General features: G+C 37.5%; 14 protein-coding genes. 5 read left to right on the top strand and 9 right to left on the bottom strand.

The features are described 5' to 3' along the window. Positions 1-380: 380 nt before the first annotated feature. Both ACP6PM_RS25420 and ilvN read right to left on the bottom strand, forming a co-directional pair. Entirely contained in the window at positions 381-2,051 is a 1,671-nt protein-coding gene (locus ACP6PM_RS25420; protein ID WP_426589595.1) for a CAP domain-containing protein, read from the bottom strand. A 917-nt stretch (positions 2,052-2,968) separates the two neighbouring features. Further along, positions 2,969-3,493 carry an acetolactate synthase small subunit gene (gene ilvN / locus ACP6PM_RS25415; protein WP_426589593.1) on the bottom strand — a complete coding sequence of 175 codons (525 nt, stop codon included), beginning with the start codon at positions 3,491-3,493 and terminating at the stop codon, positions 2,969-2,971. Between the two features lie 576 nt (positions 3,494-4,069). Here ilvN and ACP6PM_RS25410 point away from each other — a divergent pair. Both ACP6PM_RS25410 and ACP6PM_RS25405 read left to right on the top strand, forming a co-directional pair. Next, positions 4,070-5,020 carry an RluA family pseudouridine synthase gene (locus ACP6PM_RS25410; protein ID WP_426589591.1) on the top strand — a complete coding sequence of 317 codons (951 nt, stop codon included), beginning with the start codon at positions 4,070-4,072 and terminating at the stop codon, positions 5,018-5,020. Positions 5,021-5,312: 292 nt separating this feature from the next. Continuing rightward, positions 5,313-5,459, top strand: coding sequence for a hypothetical protein (locus ACP6PM_RS25405; RefSeq protein WP_426589589.1), 147 nt, complete (start codon positions 5,313-5,315; stop codon positions 5,457-5,459). A 161-nt stretch (positions 5,460-5,620) separates the two neighbouring features. On the opposite strand, the gene ACP6PM_RS25400 is transcribed toward ACP6PM_RS25405, so the two are convergent. From ACP6PM_RS25400 to larC, 6 genes are all read right to left on the bottom strand, one after another. Beyond that, positions 5,621-5,782 carry a hypothetical protein gene (locus ACP6PM_RS25400; RefSeq protein WP_426589588.1) on the bottom strand — a complete coding sequence of 54 codons (162 nt, stop codon included), beginning with the start codon at positions 5,780-5,782 and terminating at the stop codon, positions 5,621-5,623. A gap of 476 nt (positions 5,783-6,258) precedes the next feature. Beyond that, complete coding sequence (locus ACP6PM_RS25395; protein WP_426589586.1) at positions 6,259-7,194, bottom strand: phosphoribulokinase; 936 nt, start codon at positions 7,192-7,194, stop codon at positions 6,259-6,261. Positions 7,195-7,823: 629 nt separating this feature from the next. After that, on the bottom strand, positions 7,824-8,477 hold the full coding sequence (locus tag ACP6PM_RS25390) for an SH3 domain-containing protein (RefSeq protein ID WP_426589584.1): 654 nt from the start codon (positions 8,475-8,477) through the stop codon (positions 7,824-7,826). 953 nt (positions 8,478-9,430) lie between these two features. Beyond that, positions 9,431-10,648 carry a M20 metallopeptidase family protein gene (locus tag ACP6PM_RS25385; protein WP_426589582.1) on the bottom strand — a complete coding sequence of 406 codons (1,218 nt, stop codon included), beginning with the start codon at positions 10,646-10,648 and terminating at the stop codon, positions 9,431-9,433. A gap of 128 nt (positions 10,649-10,776) precedes the next feature. After that, the gene (bioD, locus tag ACP6PM_RS25380) at positions 10,777-11,469 is read right to left on the bottom strand and encodes a dethiobiotin synthase (protein ID WP_426589580.1); all 693 of its coding nucleotides are present in this window, start codon (positions 11,467-11,469) and stop codon (positions 10,777-10,779) included. A gap of 449 nt (positions 11,470-11,918) precedes the next feature. Continuing rightward, positions 11,919-13,283, bottom strand: a complete 1,365-nt coding sequence (larC, locus tag ACP6PM_RS25375; RefSeq protein WP_426589578.1) for a nickel pincer cofactor biosynthesis protein LarC — start codon at positions 13,281-13,283, stop codon at positions 11,919-11,921. 281 nt (positions 13,284-13,564) lie between these two features. On the opposite strand from larC, the gene ACP6PM_RS25370 reads away from it, so the two are divergent. The 3 genes from ACP6PM_RS25370 (at position 13,565) to ACP6PM_RS25360 (ending at position 17,679) form a co-directional block, all read left to right on the top strand. Further along, positions 13,565-14,230, top strand: coding sequence for an L-threonylcarbamoyladenylate synthase (locus ACP6PM_RS25370; RefSeq protein ID WP_426589576.1), 666 nt, complete (start codon positions 13,565-13,567; stop codon positions 14,228-14,230). Positions 14,231-14,738: 508 nt separating this feature from the next. Then, complete coding sequence (locus ACP6PM_RS25365) at positions 14,739-15,980, top strand: HetZ-related protein (protein ID WP_426589574.1); 1,242 nt, start codon at positions 14,739-14,741, stop codon at positions 15,978-15,980. A gap of 982 nt (positions 15,981-16,962) precedes the next feature. Beyond that, positions 16,963-17,679 carry a PHP domain-containing protein gene (locus ACP6PM_RS25360; protein WP_426589572.1) on the top strand — a complete coding sequence of 239 codons (717 nt, stop codon included), beginning with the start codon at positions 16,963-16,965 and terminating at the stop codon, positions 17,677-17,679. A gap of 1,744 nt (positions 17,680-19,423) precedes the next feature. Here the strand turns inward: ACP6PM_RS25360 and ACP6PM_RS25355 are convergent. Next, on the bottom strand, positions 19,424-20,305 hold the full coding sequence (locus ACP6PM_RS25355; RefSeq protein WP_426589570.1) for a 4-hydroxybenzoate solanesyltransferase: 882 nt from the start codon (positions 20,303-20,305) through the stop codon (positions 19,424-19,426). Positions 20,306-20,590 lie beyond the last annotated feature (285 nt).

Raw genomic sequence — 20,590 nt, 5'->3', positions numbered from 1 at the left:
CTTCATAAATTTAGCAAGGAGTCAGGAGACAGGAGACAGGAGACAGGAGACAGGATTCAGGAGGCAGGAGGCAGGAGGCAGGAGTCAGGAGACAGGAGGTAAGAGGTAAGAGGTAAGAGGGAAGAGAGAAGAAGGAAGATGTGGGGAGAAATAATACAAAAAATTCAACACTCCTTGAGATGATGATTTTTCCTCAAAATTGATGCGCGAAAAGACTTGACTACCATAATTATATAGCTATCAAATGGGTTCTATATATATATGGTAGGGGTGATTCTTGAATCACCCCTACATTTTGGGTTATATAGGAAAATTTGCGTAAGTCCTGATCTATACCGCAAAAATTTTCAATTGATCGTACCCAGGAGAGAAACTAAAGACTATACAAAAGACAAGCCATTTGTATTTGTATTACCCCAATTCATACCTGTAACTCCATCAACAACAGCAATTAGTTCACTACCACTGTTGGTATATATAGCTGTTCCAGCAGGCAACCCAGAAACATTTTCGTTGAAACTATAATCATCAATATTACCATATAGTTGAATCCCATCGCCTTCAGCACCATTGAAAGTAAGGATGAGAGCGTAATCTGCTGTACCACTACCATCATAGTAAACCTGACTATCACCTAAGATAAATAAATCAGCATCGGCACCCCCTTCCAAAGTATCTATCTCATTATTACCGGGTTGAGCAGCAGTTGGATCGACTCCTGTGAGGGTATCCAAACCATCACCACCTTTAACCATGTCGTTACCAGTACCACCAGTAATGACATCGTTACCTTTCCATCCAGTCAGGTAATCATTATCAGCACCACCATCAATAATATCATCACCTTTACCACCTCCGGCAGTGTCATCGCCATCACCACCATTGAGAATGTCGTTACCAGCGTGCCCTTTTAAGGAGTCATTGTCTCCATCACCATTGAGAGTATCAAGACCATCTCCACCTTGGAGGGTATCATTACCGCTACCGCCGTTAATTTGATCGTTACCAGTCCATCCAGTCAGAGAGTCATTGCCGAGTTCACCATTTAAAACATCATCATCTTCTCCACCACCAATACTGTCGCCACCGCTGCTTCCAGTTAGAGTGTCATCGCCTGCTAAACCATAAACTGCTACAGTAGTACCATCTACATTCAGGTTATCGTCACCAGGAGTGGGAACACTAGGAGTAGGAGGAGGAACAGGTAAGTTGTCACTGACTACATCTTGTTTGACGTTTTCGGAACCAACTGTAACTTGATAAGTTGCTGTATCGTCTGCCTGGCCATCCTGATCCAGATCGCCAGAGAAGGTTACATCGTAAGTTGCAGATGGGTTTACATCTAAACTATAACCACCTGCATCCCAAGTAGTGGTTGTGAAAGTATTAGCACTATTTAGTATATCAACTGCTGTAACTGTTATCCCGCTTATTCCTTCACCGACTGTATAGAAGTCGTCATTATTGACTGCATCAGTGTAGGCAACACCTGTGATAAATGGGCCACTCGCCCCAGAAGAAGCAAAATTCTGGGCAGTCATCACTGCGTTGAAAGTTGTACCACTAGGGGTAAACGGGCCTTGTAGTGAAGCAATTCCAACTTCCTGGAAGCTACCATTCATTAGGCTGACACGATGACCTCTACCAGATACACCTGCGTCAATGAACAGGTTTTCGTAGTTTTTCCTGACAAAAGTAGTTAAGTTGGGGGTACCTGTTGTTCCTAACCAAGCAAGATTTTCCCCATTTGGATCAGAATCATCGTCAAATGTATACCCCGCAGCTTCCATACGTTGCCTGGAGTTTGTACCGCCTTCTCCTGAGTGTTGAAATTTGTTGTTATCTAGTAGCCACTGACTGTGGTCTGTCGCAGCAGTATTGAGGTTAAGATTAAATGCTAGAGGTTGTTTGGTATCAGTGGAAATTGTACCTGCGGAAAGTCCTTCATTTAGGTTTCCACTTAGATAAAGATCGGCTGCTGCTTGAGGATCTAAGCGATCTCTGTTTACCAATTCGAGCATGTATTGGTCTTGTGCGCTGGGTTGTGTCATGGTTTTTGTGTGTAAATATAAACGACAGTAATTGACAAAGCAGGAATTATTTTCCTATTGAAGTTAGGTTTTAATTACTAAAAACCTATTCAATATTTGCTTTGATTTATGTAGTTAAAATTCACAATTAATTGTGAATTTATTGACTACTTGATTTGCCCTTTTAGAACAAATCGTTCTTTAATTTTCTATCAAGTTTTACTGGGTAGTTTGTAGAGTTCCGGAAGTATTTTTTAATCTAAAAAAGTTAGTACTTTTGTATTAAGTGAAAACACTAATTATTGATTTTATTGAAGATATAAATAGTATTTATAATTGATTTTAAAGTGGTATTGCCTAACGAAAATAATCTATCTTGTAGTGGTTTTCAGATATATGGAAGAGAAAATAAGAACTAGAGCTCTTGTAGTGTAGAGGCAGATAGATGCAGAATAAGTTAGTTTTATAGAAGTTTTTGTTTGTAGTTGGGCTTTAGCCCTAATATAAGTATTGCAAGGGCTAAAGCCCAACTACGAGCATGATTATAACTATCTAACGCACCCTACTGGACCGACACAGCTAAAATGGTGCGTTAGATGGGAAGATAGGGAGATGGGGAGATAAACACACCTAGAAACAAAAATCTATTGTACAGTTTTAGGTTTGCCACTCCACTACAAGCTTTGCATCATAACTCAGTGAATATAAAAAAAAGCAATTATTCCTAATTAACTGGCGCTAAACAAAGGAGTAATTGCCTAAATCAGATATTTAATTGAGAATAACTTAGCTGAGGATTAAAATTAAATCAGTAAAAATTTAAGGATAGTTAGGTTTTGAGAGAGCGAAATAGTAACCTTTTAACTGATATAAAAGCTCAAATTACCATTTCCCATCCTACATAATGACCCCCTCCTAATTAATATCCCAAAAAATACTTATATCTTGGCTTCCAAAGCTTTAAGTTTAAGGAACTCAGTATTAACACCAGACTCACGAGTTAAAGCTATTTTTCCTGTTCTAGCAATTTCACGGATACCGTATTTAGCAAGCATTTGAACAATAGCTACCATTTTTCCTGGGTCTCCTACTACTTCAATAGTTAGTGAGTCTTCTCCTACGTCTACTACCCGCGCCCGAAAAATATTTGCAATTTCGATCACTTCTGAGCGCATAGCTGTAGTAGCATTAATCTTAAGTAACATTAATTCTCGTTCTACACAGGGAGTCGCTGTAATATCCTGTACTTTTAAAACATTAACCAACTTATATAGTTGTTTGGTCAACTGTTCAATAATCTGATCGTCCCCAGGTACTACCATTGTAATTCGAGAAATACCAGTTTGTTCTGCTGGGCCAACTGCCAGACTTTCAATATTAAAACCACGACGGGCAAATAAACCAGCAATGCGGGTCAAAACTCCCGCTTCATCTTCAACTAAAACAGAAAGAGTATGTTTCATTCTCTAAATCAGTAGCTGCTTCATAAAACTGATACAAAGCGTCACATAACATGACAACTTGAAGTTTACTTCCTGCTTCTACTGAGGCCGTCGGCGGTTACTCATCCACAGGCATTGACGCTTAAGCCAACCGCATCTATTGAGTCTATACTTACATTTAAGTCTTTGTCAATAGACATCAGAAACATTTGATTCTCAAACCCTCACTGCGCCCTTCCCAGTAGCGAGCAGGATTTTTGGAGAGGTCTAATAGATAGACACCCCAGAAATGTTTAAGCAGCGATTAGTGCAGAAGATACAAATTTGACCCTCGTTACTACTTGTGAAGAGAACTATCGTATTATATCGCTAAATTGCGCAAATTGTTAACTAAGTCGAAACTCTATTGGCCAACCTATTTGATATTTAGTGGACTTCTTGCAGAATTAATTCAAAAATAAAATGTCAAAAGTCAGAAAAACTAATGATTTCTGTACTGTAATTTACTTGACTCTCAATTTTGCAAGAGGTCTAGTTATCTTATACTAGAGTGTAGATTGGATAGAGTGCTAATTCCACAAACAATTTTTATAAATTATGACTGATGAAAGTTCAATTATTTTAGAGGTGAATAGTGAGGATGAAATAACTAAACGTTTGGATATTTGGCTGTCTCAACAAATGCTAGACTTATCGCGATCGCATATCCAAAAGTTAATCTCCCAAGGCAATGTGAAAGTAAATGAACAACTCTGCACTTCTAAAAAAGCAATAGTACAAAAGGGCGATAAGATTATTGTAACTATTCCGCCACCAACACCTTTGGCAATAGAAGCTAATGATATTCCTTTAGATATTCTCTATGAAGATGATGCTTTATTAATTATCAACAAACCAGCAGGTTTAGTCGTACATCCAGCACCCGGACATTCTGAAGGTACTTTAGTTAATGCACTTTTAGCTCATTGTGACTCTTTGGCAGGTATTGGTGGAGTACAACGACCAGGTATTGTGCATCGCTTGGATAAGGATACTACTGGCGCAATAATGGTGGCAAAAACAGACCAAGCTTATCAACATTTGCAGGCACAGTTACAGGCGAAAACGGCGAGGCGGGAATATTTAGGAGTGGTTTATGGTAGTCCGAAAACGGATAGTGGTACAATAGACTTACCTATAGGTCGTCATCGGATAGACCGAAAAAAAATGGCGGTGACACCTGTGGAAAGAGGTGGGAAAATTGCTGTTACTCATTGGGAAGTGAAGGAACGTTTGGGAAATTTTTCCATGATGTTATTTCGGTTGGAGACTGGGCGGACTCATCAAATTCGGGTTCATAGCGCTAAAATAGGATATCCTATTGTGGGGGATACTATTTATGGCAAAGGTCGTTCGGTAGGAGTCAACTTAAATGGTCAAGCTCTTCATGCTTGGCGACTAGAGTTAGAACATCCCGTTTCTGGGGAGCTAGTCGAGGCGATCGCTCCTTTGCCAGAAGATTTTCTGACTTTGGTAGAAGTTTTGCGCAGACGTTCTGGGTTAAGCTAGTACCACTAGGCAGAAGTTAAAAGTTAAAAGTTAAAAGTTAAAAATCAAAAATGTTAATTAGTAAAGTTATAATACTGTAGGTTGGGTTAAACGGTAGCGCAACCCAACATATACAGAATATTCCAGGTATATGAAGTACAGATATTAACAATTAAATGTTTATAGCCCGCTCCGGGGTGTACCTCACTCAGGTGGAATTCGCTGTCAAAGGGGTTTGTTGGGTTTCGTTCCTCAACCCAACCTACAAAAAGCTAATTTTTGAATTATTATATAAGTTCAGGAGTAGAAAATTATGGATCGTAGAAAAATTGTGGCTATTATTACTGGGGTAATTTCTATAGGTTTGGCGATCGCCTATTTAATTATTGTGCAACTATTAGACTTGCGAGGTCCTGAAATGATACCCGCCCCCACTTCAATATTACCTTTTGTTTTTTAAACAAAGGTATTTTTTTAGAAGTAGTGATCTTAGTCAGTCTATTCTTTTTCTTGTTAGAAGATAAACTGCAAAAATCACTACTAATTTACAGTTACCTTAGTTTTTTTCAATATAAATCATGCGAGTTCGGATAGGAATACCTTTACTTGAAGAAACCCAACCTATAATAAAATACCTATAATAAAATAATCTTGAATGGCATTTTCAATTACCATTTTTGAATGGTCGTAAACTGGAACAATAAACTTTTTAATATATTCCTCTGTCAGTTCATCAAGGCTTATTAAAATGGCTTGACGAGCAATTCGATAAATATGCTTCATCGCCGTTCCTACATCTTTAACAAAATACGCTGCATATTCCAGGATATTAGCTGAAATATCAATACCTGTATATTCAAAATTTCCCTCTAATAATTAACTGATAAGTCCAGTTCCACAACCAATATCTAAAATACTACCTTGATTATTATTGTGTTGGTGGAATATTTTAACTGCCTCATCGAGATGTTGTGCTTTACACTTACCTTTAATTACATCATCATATTTGACAGCATAATTCTCATAAAATTATGTAGCCGAAATTTTGTTTGACATAGTTTATAGTTCAAAATTTACTTAGATTTATACTCTACCAAAACAACTTTCTTGTCAAATAAAATCTGACGAGGAGAGGATACAATAGCTGATTACTAACTATCAACAATTCTCAATAATCATTCAAAAATCCCAAATAAAATAATAGATAAAAAGGGTGAAATTTTTACCCCTGTTTCCTATTTATAACTTCTACAAGAATTCTATTGATAAATATTAGTTGCCTTAATCATATGATAAGCAACAAGCAACTGAGTCAAAGCTAGAGGATAACTCTGAAGCAACTCCCCAGTTGTACCAACTAACTTACCAAGATCTGGGTCTCCTTTCGGCGAGCAGAAATCTTTTAAGTAAGGCGTGTCCTGACAGAGAATAATCTCTAATTCATTGACCTGTTCCTTAGTAGCATTACTATCAATTTCTAAAACATCCACCGGTTTACCCATATCCCGGTCTAACCCCAAGCGCACAGCTGGCTGAAAACTAGGACTACCTTGACCAATAATCTCTAGAAAATCTGGGTGAGGAATAGTTGGTCTAAGCACCAAGCGTACATGAAGTTGAGAGCTATTTTCATCATTTGAAGGAGGATAGAAAGTAACAACTACATCTGCCCACTTACGTTGGGGACGGATAAACGCCTCCGAGTCTAGTTCCCGCTTTTCCATCTCTTTCAGGACTTGTGCCTCAGTGTAGCCCCTTTTCATAGTGTCCCGTTTTACTTTCCATTTCGCCCTTAAATCCTCTGGTGGTGCAAGGTACACCTTCACATCGTAACAATCCCTTGCCCCCCTAGTCGAATAACCCAGTAGTCCTTCAACAATAACAAATTTGCTAGGCTTAATATATTCTGGGGGGTCAAATTTTCCCGTTGAGTGATTATAAATAGGCTTAAGAATTGGTTGTCCAGTACGCAGCAGAGTCAAATGTTGCTGCATTATATCAAGATGGTTACAATCTGGGTGGAGGGCAGTAATACCTATTTCAGCTCGTTGTTTTCGATCATAGCGATGGTAGTCATCTGTACATATAACAGTGACATTTTCTGGCCCTAATACTTGAGCTATTCCTCTAGTCAAGGTAGTTTTACCCGCAGCACTATCACCCACAATACCTAGGATTATTGGACGATGAGTCATAATTTTATTCTCCCTGTACCGGACAATGGCCTATATGGCACAGCCTTAAATTTTTAGTAATAATTAATTTTATGTTGTATTTGGCACTGGGGGCAAGATTTTTGATAATCAAAGGAGATGGGAAGTATAGCAAAATTTAGAATTTAGAAGTCAGAAGTTAAATTCGCAGCACGGACTACATTTGAGAGTTCATTATTGTAGTGGCGTGACACACCTAAAATGTTGCAATAGTAGGGGCGGGTTCCGCGTTAAGTTAATGGTGTTACAAATGATTGGATGAACCCGCCCCCCAATGATGTAATGCACCAATTTAGCTGTGTCGGTCCAGTAGGGTGCGTATTTACTGCTAAAATTTAGACTGTGAACGTTATTTAGAAATCCCTCCTAACCTACCATTTTAGATGTTTCAGTCTAGTACCAAAGAAACGTAGAAATTGTAGAAAATCAAAAGGAATCTTCACAATTTTCGGTAGTCCTGCATTGTAATGGTGAAGATATATATTTTTTAATTTCTTCTCACACTCCCCGTACTCCATACACCCCCCACACTTCCCACCCTCCCTGGACTCTCTCTACCATTACGCGAGCACCACCACCAATTTTCTATTCTAACTCCTGACTTCTTTAAATTAATTACATTGAATATAAGGCTTCCATACCCAGCCTACTTGTTGAGGATTAGCCGTAGAGCTAACGTAAACCCACTTTGTTTGAGACTGTTGCCCTGCTGGTGGCTGTGTAACTTGTAGTTGAGTACCTTTTTGAAAAACATAGGGCATAGGGTTACTTCGAGGATTGGGAAAATCTTGAACTGGAATATTAGGGGAGTCAGGCCAACCTGTAACTTGACACATTGTGCCAATGGGTATTCCACCTGTCGTACTACCTGTATTGGGTAGTTGTGAAGCAGAGCGTGTATTGCAATTTTGCAGATAGGGAGTATATACCCAACCTTGAGCATTATTAGGTCCTGTCACTTGCGTCCATTCTCCGTCATTCGACCTATTGATGACTGTTACAGGAGTACCATTATTAAAAAAGGCAATATTATTACCACTACCTGGTCGATCTCGAAAATCTACACCCTGACGGTTATCTGCTGGTGAAGACTGAAGTTGACAAACTTCTTGTTGTTGAGCAATTAATATCTCATTTGTACGGTTAATTGGTGGAGTCCACTGGTCTGCCTTAGCAATATTTGGCATTTGGCTTCCTAATAAAGATAGAGAAGCAATTGTTAATATTCTTAGATAATTTGGCCTTTGCTTGATGTTATTTTGCATAAATATTCTGAACTATTTTTAATTACAAGTTTAGCTACCAACTATATAAGTCTAGATTTCGGATATTGTGATTATTCTTAATACTTTATTTAGATAAAAATACCTTTTTTAAAAAAGCAGTATAACCCATAATAATCTTGATATTTTAATCCTCAATTATCTTAATGAAAAGGGAAGTTTAGTGAGTTTAAAAAAATTCTAATTTACATTTTAACATATCTGAAATATGAGATAAGGAAGATAGGGAATATAAAAAAAACTAGAATTTTTGTCTAAGCATACAATTGTATCAATTTAGTTGATCTAAACCTAAGCATTTCCTTTGGAATGCTGTGCAAACAGCGGTCAGCTAGCCTCTTACAGAGGAACTGCGTTAGCCTCCTGCGGAGGAACTGCATTAACAGCTATCAGTTTCATTACCTTTAAAGCAGGAAAAAGCAATTGAGAGATTTCAAAGAATTAAAAATTACGGTAAAAGTCTATCAGTTAACCTTAATAGTCTATCTAGCTACATCATTCATTAAAAAGCTGACTGCTAATAGCTGAATGCTTACTTGTAAACATACAACAATTTCCTACTTCATTAAGTAGGTATGTTGATAGTTTTAGGGAGTAGGGAATAGGTAGGGAAGATGGGTCATACCAAATTGATAAATTTTTGCTACAATTAGGGAGGAGTCAGGAGTCAGGAGGGAGAAGTAGTGGAAAAAAGAATATATCAGGAGAAGGAGGAGAAGGAGAAGAAAGTTTTTTGTTTCGCTGCGCGACATGAAACGCGGATCGGAACGGAGTTATATCGCTAATTAAGCGGACATGATATTAAATAGGATTGCTATAGCTGACGGTTGAATACTTACTAAAAAACTTCCATCTTAAAAATAGAAATAAACTGGATTTTTATAATAAAAACCCAGTTTTAAATAGAAGTTTGCTTTTCCAAAAAAGCAAAAAAATTATCCCTGAATACAAAACTTCTCTACACAACGGACAAACATTTCTACTCCCATTCCCAAAGCTGTTTCATCAAAATCAAATTGAGGATGATGGTGGGGATAAGCTAAACCTTTTTCAGAATTTGCTGAACCTAAAAAGAAATAACAACCAGGTACTTCTCGTAGAAAAAATGACATATCTTCACCTCCCATAGTTTGGCATTCTGGTACAACACCGGCAGGAGTTTCTACTATTGATTCGGCAACACTTTTAACTAAATCTGCAACTTTTGGGTTGTTAATTAATGGGGGATAAAGAGGATTATAATTAAACTCATAATTTGCTCCATAACTTGCGCAAATTCCAGAAATTATTTGCTCAATTCGTTTACTAAAATAATTTTGATAATCCAAACTAAAATAGCGGACAGTTCCACTCATTCTGGCAGTATCAGCAATAACATTAAATGCTCTACCTGCCTTCAACTGCCCCACAGTTACAACTGCTGAATCTATAGGGTCGATATTCCGAGCTACTATTGTTTGTAAAGCATTAACAATTTGTGCTGCTACTACAATAGAATCTACTGTTTGATGTGGCATTCCTCCATGCCCACCTTTGCCCAAAATTGTGCAACTAAATCTTTCAGTAGCTGCCATTAAAGCACCACTCCGGACTCCTAATGTACCAACCGGGAGATTATTCCACAAGTGCAAACCAATGATGGTATCTACATCAGGATTTTTCAGCACTCCTGCTTCAATCATTGGTTTAGCGCCTCCAGGTCCTTCTTCGGCAGGTTGGAAAATGATTTTGACTATACCACTAAAATCTTGACGATGAGTAGCGAGATAGTGGGCAGTACCGAGAGCGATCGCTGTATGTCCATCATGGCCACAAGCGTGCATAATACCATTATGTATGGATCTATATGGCACGTCGTTTAATTCTTGCACTGGTAGCGCATCTAAATCTGCTCTAATACCAAGTACAGGACCTGGTTTACCGCTATTAATAGTTGCAACTATACCTGTTTTAGCAATTCCTGTTTGATGTTCGATGCCCCACTTTTGTAATTTTTCGGAAATAAATTGTCCTGTTAGGTGTTCTTTGAAACCTAATTCGGGTCTTTGATGCAGATGTCGTCGCCACTCAACTAATAAAGGTTGCAGTTTGCTAATGTCTCGGCGCAGTTGAGATTCGATAGCAGAATTTGAGGTCGAAATAGTTGAAACCATATTTTTGATAATGAGAGATTAACTTTTTATAGCAGTCGTCAGGGCGCTTAGGACATTTTCGCGCCTCTCAAATGTAGTCACAGTCAGAATCTAAATTCTGACTTCTGATTTCTGACTTCTGACTTCAGCTATACTTTGGTTGGCAAGGACAGAAATTTTTCTAAATCTAGGTTAGAAGCTGCTTTGGCTAATTTACCTAAGTCAGTAATATCTGCTAAATGTGGTAGAATTCCACAAACTTGTACTTGGGTTAAGGATTCAATTAGCTCAACTGGAGTCCAGTCAGCTATTTCTTGTTCTGAGCAAGGTTTCACACAATTAAGAATAATTCCTAAAAGATTAACCTTCATTTGACGAGCTAGGGCGACATTTGCTACAGTTTGAGCGATCGCGCCTAATTTTACTGGTACAACCAAAACTGTAGGTAAATGCCAATCCCTAGCTATGTCTGCTACTGTGAGTTCATGAGTTACAGGGGAACCGAGTCCTCCTAAACCTTCGACTAATACAAAATCTTTTTGTTGTCGCAAGGTTGTAAAGGTTGACCATACCCGATCTAATTCTACCAGACGACCTTCCCGTTCTGAAGCTACCGGAGGAGCAACGGGTGTTTTATACCATAAAGGATTAATTTCGTCAAGGGATTGGTCAAGGCAAAATAATTTGGTGTAGAGTTCGCGATCGCCGATACCAGTTTGAATAGGTTTAAATAAACCCAAGCGAAGGTCTTTGTAGTAAGTTTGCCAATAGGAAGCAAGAGCGATCGTCAATATTGTTTTGCCAGCGTCTGTATCAGTTGCCGTAATTAACAGTTCTTTCAAGATGTCTATCCTGGAGTTTCATTTATGATTATTTCATTGTAATACTCGATCTTAAAGCACTTACTATTTTTTTGTAAAGAATTTCAGCAGCTTTGCTCCTAATTTTGGCTCTAATTTTCTCGTCGCTGATTTATAAAAAACTTTTGCTATAATAGTTTGAGGCGAAAATAAACTTCTACTATGAGGTAACTATAAATGACTACTCCAAGCTCTCCTCATAACTGTATCATCAAAAACTGGAAATTACTGAGTGCGTCATTTCAGTTATCAGTTATCAGTACCTCTGACTTCAGTCAGAGGTACTGATAACTGAAGTTGATTTTTTTTCATTCCCTTGAAAGGGGAAGCTATTGACCTGATTTTTTGGTCAAAGTTTTAAGCCGATAAAATCTTACTTTGAACTTTTGACTTTTGAGTGTCTTGAGTGTGTCTTACATTCTGAGCAGACCTCAGAATGACACACTCGATGCATGACTTCCGTGAAACGGTATCAGATTTATGACTTTGTACCAACTCTGCAATACCATTTTCTGCACTTCCATCAAAGGCATATTTTCCTGTCTAGCTAATGTAGCACAATCTTCATATTCAGGTTGCACATTAACAATTTTATCCCCCATCTTTGCCACCTTTAACCTTACTGCTCCATACTCTGTTTCCAACTGATGAATTTCTCGCTCCAAAATAGCTCGTTGTTGAATAGACTGACGAATACCCAAAGTCGTAGTTTCCCGAAATATTACTTCTTCACAAGCAGACAACTTTTCTGGTGTACAAATAACAGTCAGTAATACTCCCAAGCGGGATTTTTTCATTGTCACAGGTTGAGTAAAAACATCCAAAGCACCCGCAGCAAACAGAACATCAAAAGTATAGGCGATCGCTTGAGGAGTACAATCATCTATTTGAGTTTCTAAGACTGAGACAGTTTCTAGGTGCGAATGTTGGGCAGTAGTAGCATCAGACTTTTTAACTTGAGAATATTGAGTCTGAACTTTCCCTTCTCCGATCCACAAACGCAGAATATTAGGGATAGCTAAATCCTGGGAACCTGCCCCCAAACCAACACATTGCAAAGACATTGACGGTGGCGAACAAAAACCAGTAGCAATAGTACAAGCGATCGCGCTACCTGTAGGAGTACACAATTCTTTTTTAAGACTATTACTATAAATCGGAACATTATGCAACTCCCAAAGTTTTAGCACTGCTGGTACAGGTACAGGTAATAGACCATGAGCAGTCCTCACAATACCCCCACCAGTAGGCAAAGGCGAACAATACAATTCGTCAATATTCAACCAATCTAACCCCAAACAAGTCCCTACAATATCAATAATGGCATCAGTTGCCCCAACTTCGTGAAAATGTACTTGCTCTGGGGCAAGACCATGTACAGCACCTTCTGCTTCTGCCAACTTGTGAAACACTCCCAAACTCCAAGCTTCAGCACGTTGGGGCAATCCCGCTTTTTTGATTAATGCCTCTATTTCTGGCAAATGGCGGTTATGAGCATGATGGTGTTTTTGTCTGCTGGGGTTATTTTCTGCATCGTGATTATGGTGATGGTGCTTGTCAAAAGTTAAGGGTTCCCCATCTTCAGAATTTGCATGAGTTAGCTTAACATGAAATTTCGTAGCTACTAGACCATTACGATGGACTTTTTCTGTGCTTAACTGATATTCCTGGGAAATACCCAAAAGATTTAGTTTTTCGATTAGATAGTCCAGAGGGACACCAACATGGACTAAAGCACCCAGACACATATCGCCTGCAATACCAGTGGGACATTCAAGGTAAGCTATTTTGTTCATAAACTAGGCAAGTAGGGAATAGGGAACAGGGAACAGGAAATAGAGAACAGTCAATAGAAAATATCAGAATCTCCGAATAGTGCGGATATCCTTTATGCTTAATATTTTAGGACTACCCAAAAATAAAAGTTTCGGTTTAACTTTTAACTTTTAACTTTTGACCAAAAAATAAGGTCTTCTGCACCTTTTAAGGACATGAAAAAAATATTCGATTCAGTATCTCCAGCATAAGGCTTCAGCGGTCGGTACTGATAACTGATATGACTTTTGACTAAAAAAAAATGGCAACTTTTTACGAACTTCATCCTGATACCCCCCAACAAAGACGTGTAGAACAGATTATCAAGGATCTTAAAGATGGGGCAGTGATGCTTTATCCCACGGATACTGTTTATGCAATAGGTTGTGACCTCTCTGTTAAATCTGCTGTGGAGAAAGTTAGGCAAATTAAGCAATTATCTAATGATAAGCCTCTGACATTCCTCTGTTCCTCCCTGTCTAACATTGCCAGTTACGCTATTGTAAGTGACTCAGGCTACCGGATTATCAAACGTTTAATTCCTGGCCCATACACATTTGTGCTACCTGCTACAAAGTTAGTGCCACGACTGGTGATGAGTCCAAAACGTAAAACAACAGGTATTCGGGTTCCAGACAATCAAGTATGCTTGTCTTTATTAGAAACTTTGGGCAATCCCATAATTTCCACATCAGCTCATATTACCAGTGATGCTGAAGGAATGGCCCCGATAAAGATAGAAGCAGTCACTGGTAAAGCAGAATTGTTTGATTGTCTAGAAAATCTAGTGGATATAATTGTGGATGATGGTTCTGACCCAGGATATCAAGTATCCACTATCCTTGACTTAACTGGCCAGCAGCCCAATCTGATTCGGCAAGGTCTTGGAGTTGAAACTCTAACAGCTTTGATAGGGAGTAGGGAGTAGGGAGCAGGGGAAAAAATTTGATGATTTCTGCGCGTTACCTATCTTTGAGACCCCATACTTCTGACACTCCCCATACTTCCCACTCTTCCCACACTTCCTAGACTTTCCCTCCCCAAACTCCCTACCCTTCCCAAACTTCCCACCCTCCTCTATATGTGCCACTTGTGTATCTGTTACACAGGTGGCATTCTCAATTTAATGATTGTCACAGTTCCTCGTTCCTGAGATGGTTTGGTTCCGAAACTCTTGATTTTCAATGTATATTAAGCTTTCGCCCCTTTTTGGTAAGAATCCGGAAAATATATCTTTGGTACTAAGTTCCAGAATTGGCTATTGGCAATAAAACCACATTGGAAAAGTGTAACTCTCCTTTGCTATTAGGTTAGCCAACTTTTCTATAGTTATAAGTGTAGAGGCAAGGAACAAATCACAAAGATTTCAACCAAAACCAAAGACTCTAGATTGTTGTTTCCTACACCTAGCGTGCATTATCCAGAGGTAAAATAAAATGACTGTTAAGACTGCTCACTCCCCCAACTCCCTAACCAACAACTCCACTACCGCTCCAGAAGTTAATAACAGCCAAGTTGAAAATCAAACTACAGCGAATACTGTACTAGAAATGAATACTGAAGCTTTAGCTGCTGTGGTTTTACAAGAATTGCAAACTGCGGCAAAAACTAAGCCGGCAAAAGCTCAAACTGTAGCTATGCGAATAGCTCAAGAAGTAGAAAGGATTTGCTTAAAGAGTAATCGTATTCAAAATTCTGGTGAAGTTCGTTCTTGGCAACTTAGTTTGGCACGTCATCGCTGGCAAAAGTGTTTGCAATACTACAAACTCGGTTCTAAGCAAGGTCGGGTAGAATTACACTCTCTGCTAGCTTCTATGATTTATCGTCATATTGCTTCTTTTGGAACTCAGTTAAATTTCCAAGGTCGCTATAACTTGATTGAGGATTTTCTGCAAGGGTTTTATATTGAGTCTCTACGAGCTTTCCGACGGGAACATGGTTTAGATCAAGACTATACTCCTAAAATGAAGTTAGAATTGGCAGAATATATGGCATTCACTGAACAGTATGCTAAACGTCAAATTGGTTTGCCCGGTCGAAATCGTCAAAGATTAATTGTGCTACGCGCTCAGGGTTTTGCTAAAGGTCAACCTCCTGAAACTGCTATTGATATTGAAATGGCGGTTGAGTCTCCTAAAGGTGAAGATGCCGAAGCTTTTAGTCGTTCTTCTGCTGTACAACAAGTTCGGGAGCAAATGGTTTCTGAAGCTGTTGACCCTGCTGAAGCTGTATTACGTGATCGCGTAATTTCTGAGTTGATTAACTATTTGGAAGCAGCTGGTCAAGACCAATGTATTGATTATCTACGGTTAAAACTACAAGATTATCAAGCATCTGATATTGATAAAGAGTTAGGTTTAACAGCTCGCCAACGGGATTATTTACAGCAGCGTTTTAAGTATCATGTAGAAAAGTTTGCTCGCTCTCAAAATTGGAAGCTAGTGCATCAATGGTTAGGTGCCGATATCGATCAAAAACTAGGTATGACTTCTGAGCAATGGGAAGCTTTCTTAGTCACACTTTCTCCTGAGCAACAGCAAATTTTACAACTTAAGCGAGGTGGTGAAGATGAAAAAGCGATCGCTGCTGGAATCAAATGTACCCCTAAACAGTTACAGAAGCGTTGGGCAAAATTGTTGGATATGGCTTGGGTCTTTCGCAATAGTGACCAAAGTTAGTATGGTATTAAAAATGAAACAAATTATTTTTACTTATCCAATGAAAGTTTGCTATATGGGTAATCCTACTTCTTTCTAGGGTGGGCAATGCCCACTCTATTTTAATTTAGTCCATTTATAATTTTTATGTAATTAAAAATACAAATAAATTGCTACAATAATTATCAATATATTTAATTTTTCTGGTAGAAAATTTTTATAATAAAATTAATACTGTTAGACTAATTCATTAAAAAGTTTGAATATATAGAATTATTCAATAATTTATAATAAAGATTCTGAATTTAAAAATATAGTAGAAAAGATAATCAGTGAGGTAGGGGATCGGTAAATTTGTTGGCGTATAAGAGCGAATGGCATTCACATAGAGTCCCGTAGGAAATAGCTAATCAGAGAAACTAATTAAGTATTTATACTTAATTAAACCTTCTGGTTTGACTATGAGGAAGGTGAATAAAGATAATTTATAGAGTATAAATACGAGGCGATTTAACGATTTTTGTCTACTTAATTAGGGTTTGCTTATGGAAAGTCTTTTGGTAGGGGTAGGAGACACGAGACTGGAGACACGAGACTGGAGAAATGGAGATTATAGAGGAGGTAGTCGTAAAAATTGTCCCAAGATTTTTCTGCCATAATCATCCCAAAATACTAGCATGCATGAGCTTTTTGGACCGAAACAGGCGCACTTTTTTCGACCAAAAAAGGCTCAAAGCAATATCTGTCAGTGCTTTGATATTTAATCAGCAAGCCCTAATTAGATGATAAAGTGACTCGTGGAATATGAGTTATCAAAAGTCCCAAAAATGATAAAAACTCTGAAACTATTATTCCTGTTACTTTCTGGAGCTGTTGCCTAATTCTGTGCATATTTCCTCAACAACTGCACTGAGAACTTTCATATTAGTTAACTGGGACAAACTTGCAGCTTATCAGCCAAATTTTAGATATAGTTGGATAAAGTAACAATTTATGAAGATATATGTCTATCAACATAACTTTGGCTCCTGATTTTACTCAGAAAAGAGTGGTTAATAATTACTCTAAAATTAAGCAAATCTTTGAAACTATTGATGCCTATAGCTGTCCAAATTCTTATAACTTTCATATGCATACAATATACTCCGATGGACAGTTAAGACCTGAGAGTTTAATAGAGCAAGCAATTGCGATCAGTCTCAAAGGTTTGGCCATTACTGACCATCATAGTATTGGTGGTTATCAAATAGCTCAAAGTTGGTTAGAAAACTGGAAATCTATTAATCCAGATCGAGAGCATTTAGCACCTACTCTCTGGAGTGGGGTAGAAATTAATGCCAACTTACTGAATGTTGAGGTACATATTCTCGGATATGGCTTTGATCTAGAACATCCGAGTTTACAACCTTATTTGACAGGAAAAGCGACTAAAGGTCAAGAATATCAAGCTGCTAATGTGATTACTGCTATTCAAGAAGCGGGTGGTTTGGCGGTACTCGCTCATCCTTGTCGTTATAAGCGTTCTGTTACTGATTTAATCAAGGCAGCAGCGAAGTTGGGTATTGATGGCGTCGAGACTTACTATGGTTACACTCATACTAAACCTTGGTCTCCTAGTCCAAAACAAACAGAACAAGTTAAAAAACTTAGTGCTACCTATGGTTTACTTAATACCTGTGGTACTGATACTCATGGTAAAAATCTTTTGGTACGTTTATAGGGTGGGAATGCCACTATCCCACCCTATTCATCAAAACTAAAACTATCTTACAAATTAGACTAACTAGACCTCTCACCCAAGAGGTCTATTATTTTGTTTAACTACCATTTGCTATCATTATAGCTGTCAAAAGCATAATCCCAAGACTCATTAGTAATAAAACAATTCCTAGGGATATTGATTGACCTAGATGTACTGAAGAATTTGATACTTTCATAGTTTGTTTTTAACAGTTTTTTAAATGTTTTCTTAAAATAACAAGTTTTTAAGAGTTCGTGGGGAATTTTAATATTTTGTCATTAAACTTATATTTTCTTTAAAATTAACCTTGCCCATAGGTATAACTTTGACGAAATTGGGTATGAACAAAAGAGAAATAAGACTATTACCAGGCAAAATACCAGTTAAATCATTCGCATATTTTACAGATTTACTGGCAGAATTCACACTATGATGTTGCAAACCTATCAAGAATCAACACATTTTTCAGGTTTAAAATATTTTTATTATGATAATATGGGAAGGTAACTTAATTAAGATGTTTTAACTTCTCATGGATAAGGTAACAAAGCCATTAGTACAATTTTTGATGTGGTTAGTTTCCCTTAACTTGTTTGGAAGATTTCTCAACTTTTTAAAAGGTACGGTAACGATAATAGAAGATTATAAAAAGGAAATATTACTTTAGTTTATTGATCATTTTAACTCTTATTTTTATTGGTTATATTATCTATATATTTATTAAAAATAATGAGGATAAGCTGGGCACTTTATTGATATCTTCAGTAACATATGTAGGAGGAGTTATAGGAGCAATTATTTGCTTTTATAATGTAAGTTAAATGTTCTAATTATCATGAATAAAGAACAAGAAAATAAAATATATTTTTTATCTAGAATTACAGTATTTTTTTTTACTGGTAATAATTACGTCCCTGTCTTAATAGGCAATATAATATAAATCAATATAATAAAGCACTTAATTTAGAAAAAAATAAATATATTCAAAATTTTGAAAAATATCAAGAAGATTTGTTAAGACGTGAATAATTTGTTCAATCTGGAAATTCTTTAAATAAAGATGAATTTATTATCAAGCTGAATGAATACTAAGAAAACTTACTTGAAACTAAAAAGGATGTAGGATATATTAACTCATTTATTGTCACTTTTATAGGAATGTTGATTATTGTAGGGGGGTATGAAACTGTTGTTTTTTTTGTAGGTTTCTTGTTAAAAAAGTTTTTTATAGTATTTTCAAATGGCATCTGAAAAAGCATCATATAGCAATCCTATTTAAGTTGTAATACTTTAGTGGCACTTAGGTGTCAGGAGTCAGAAGTCATAATTTTCAAGGTTTTCAGCTCAAATTAATTATTATAAAAATTGTCACAATCAATTTAGGGTTGCTATAGTTTTTCAGGTTAGGAAAATTAAATAATTTGTGATATAGAATCCGATTGAACAGTCGTCATTGCGACGATAGGAAGCAATTTCTTAAACCCCTGAGATTGCTTCCTTCCACTTCGTTCCAGTCGCAATGACTTAGGTATAGTAATTATCTGGATTTGATATGGCGAGCTAGCATCTCAAATAAACAGTTAATTTTGTATATCGACCAGGTTTCTGCTTCGCACTTACGCAACCAAACAAGAAACCGGGTTTATTGCTATGACTATTGTTTTTCACAGAATTTTTATTAATAAACCAGGTTTATGCGTACTTATAAAAACTATATTTTTGTTCAAAAAATGAAACCTATAATCATGCCAGCTAATAAGATAAAACCAATCCAAACATTTTGTCTGAATATCTGAGCGTAAGGTTTCAAAATATCTTCTTGCCGTAATTTTCCATATTGAGTAAACCAAAAAACTGTAGCAATTCCAAGGGTTATCCAAAAGCCAATATGTAGCTCCATTTCTATTCCTAATAACCCTAAGAAAACAGCAGTTAAAAAGAAAAATATACCCACAGCATTAGTAGCATATTCACCAAAAAATAGAGCGCTAGAATTAACACCTAAAAGTCGATCGTCCTCGCGATCGCTCATGGCATAAACTGTATCAAAACCCAATGTCCAAACAATAGTTGCACCCCACAATATCCAAGTTGCAGTATCTAACTCAGCGACAGCAGCACTCCAACTAATTAACACGGCAAAACCCCAAGCAATAGATAACACTAACTGGGGTACTGGAAAAAACCGTTTTGCCAAGGGATAGCAAATAATTACTGGAACTGCTGCTACAGATAACCAAAAACTTAGGGGGTTGAGATATAGGGCGATAACTCCAGCACAAGCAAAGGCAATAATCGCAATAACAATACCTGTTTGAATGCTCAGAGCGCGGGAAGCAAGGGGGCGATCGCGAGTTCTCTCTACTTCTGGGTCAATATCCCGGTCCCACAAATCATTAATTACACAACCTGCGGCACTGGTAGCAAATGTCCCTACTACTATTACTCCTACTAATGGTATGGGTGGCATGGCGTGGGTAGCTAAAAATACGGCCCATAGGGCAGGAATCATTAAAATAAAACGTCCGGCAGGTTTATTCCATCTCAGAAGTCTGATGACTGTCATCAAGGTTGATTCTGATTGAGTTGGAGCAGATTGGGTCATTTTAGTTATCAGTTATTAATTATCAGTTATTAGAACCTCTGGCTCAACCCGGAGGCTTGAGACCTTATTGTTTGGTCAACTTTTTTAAAGTTTACAGGAGTTACGCATAAAGCGTGTAGTACAGCTACTCTGCTACAAAGATTTTATTATTTGTAGCAGCCAGCAATAAGAAAGCCCCGGACCAGCAATAAGGATCATTTTCAGCCAGGATTAATTGCAACTAGATTATTATTTGAGCCAGAATTAACTGCAACTGAGCCAGAATTAAATGCAACCAGACAGCAA

It is taken from the genome of Dapis brunnea BLCC-M229 (genome assembly GCF_050015995.1).
Lineage (GTDB): Bacteria > Cyanobacteriota > Cyanobacteriia > Cyanobacteriales > Microcoleaceae > Trichodesmium.
This window is presented reverse-complemented; position numbering and strand designations above follow the sequence as displayed.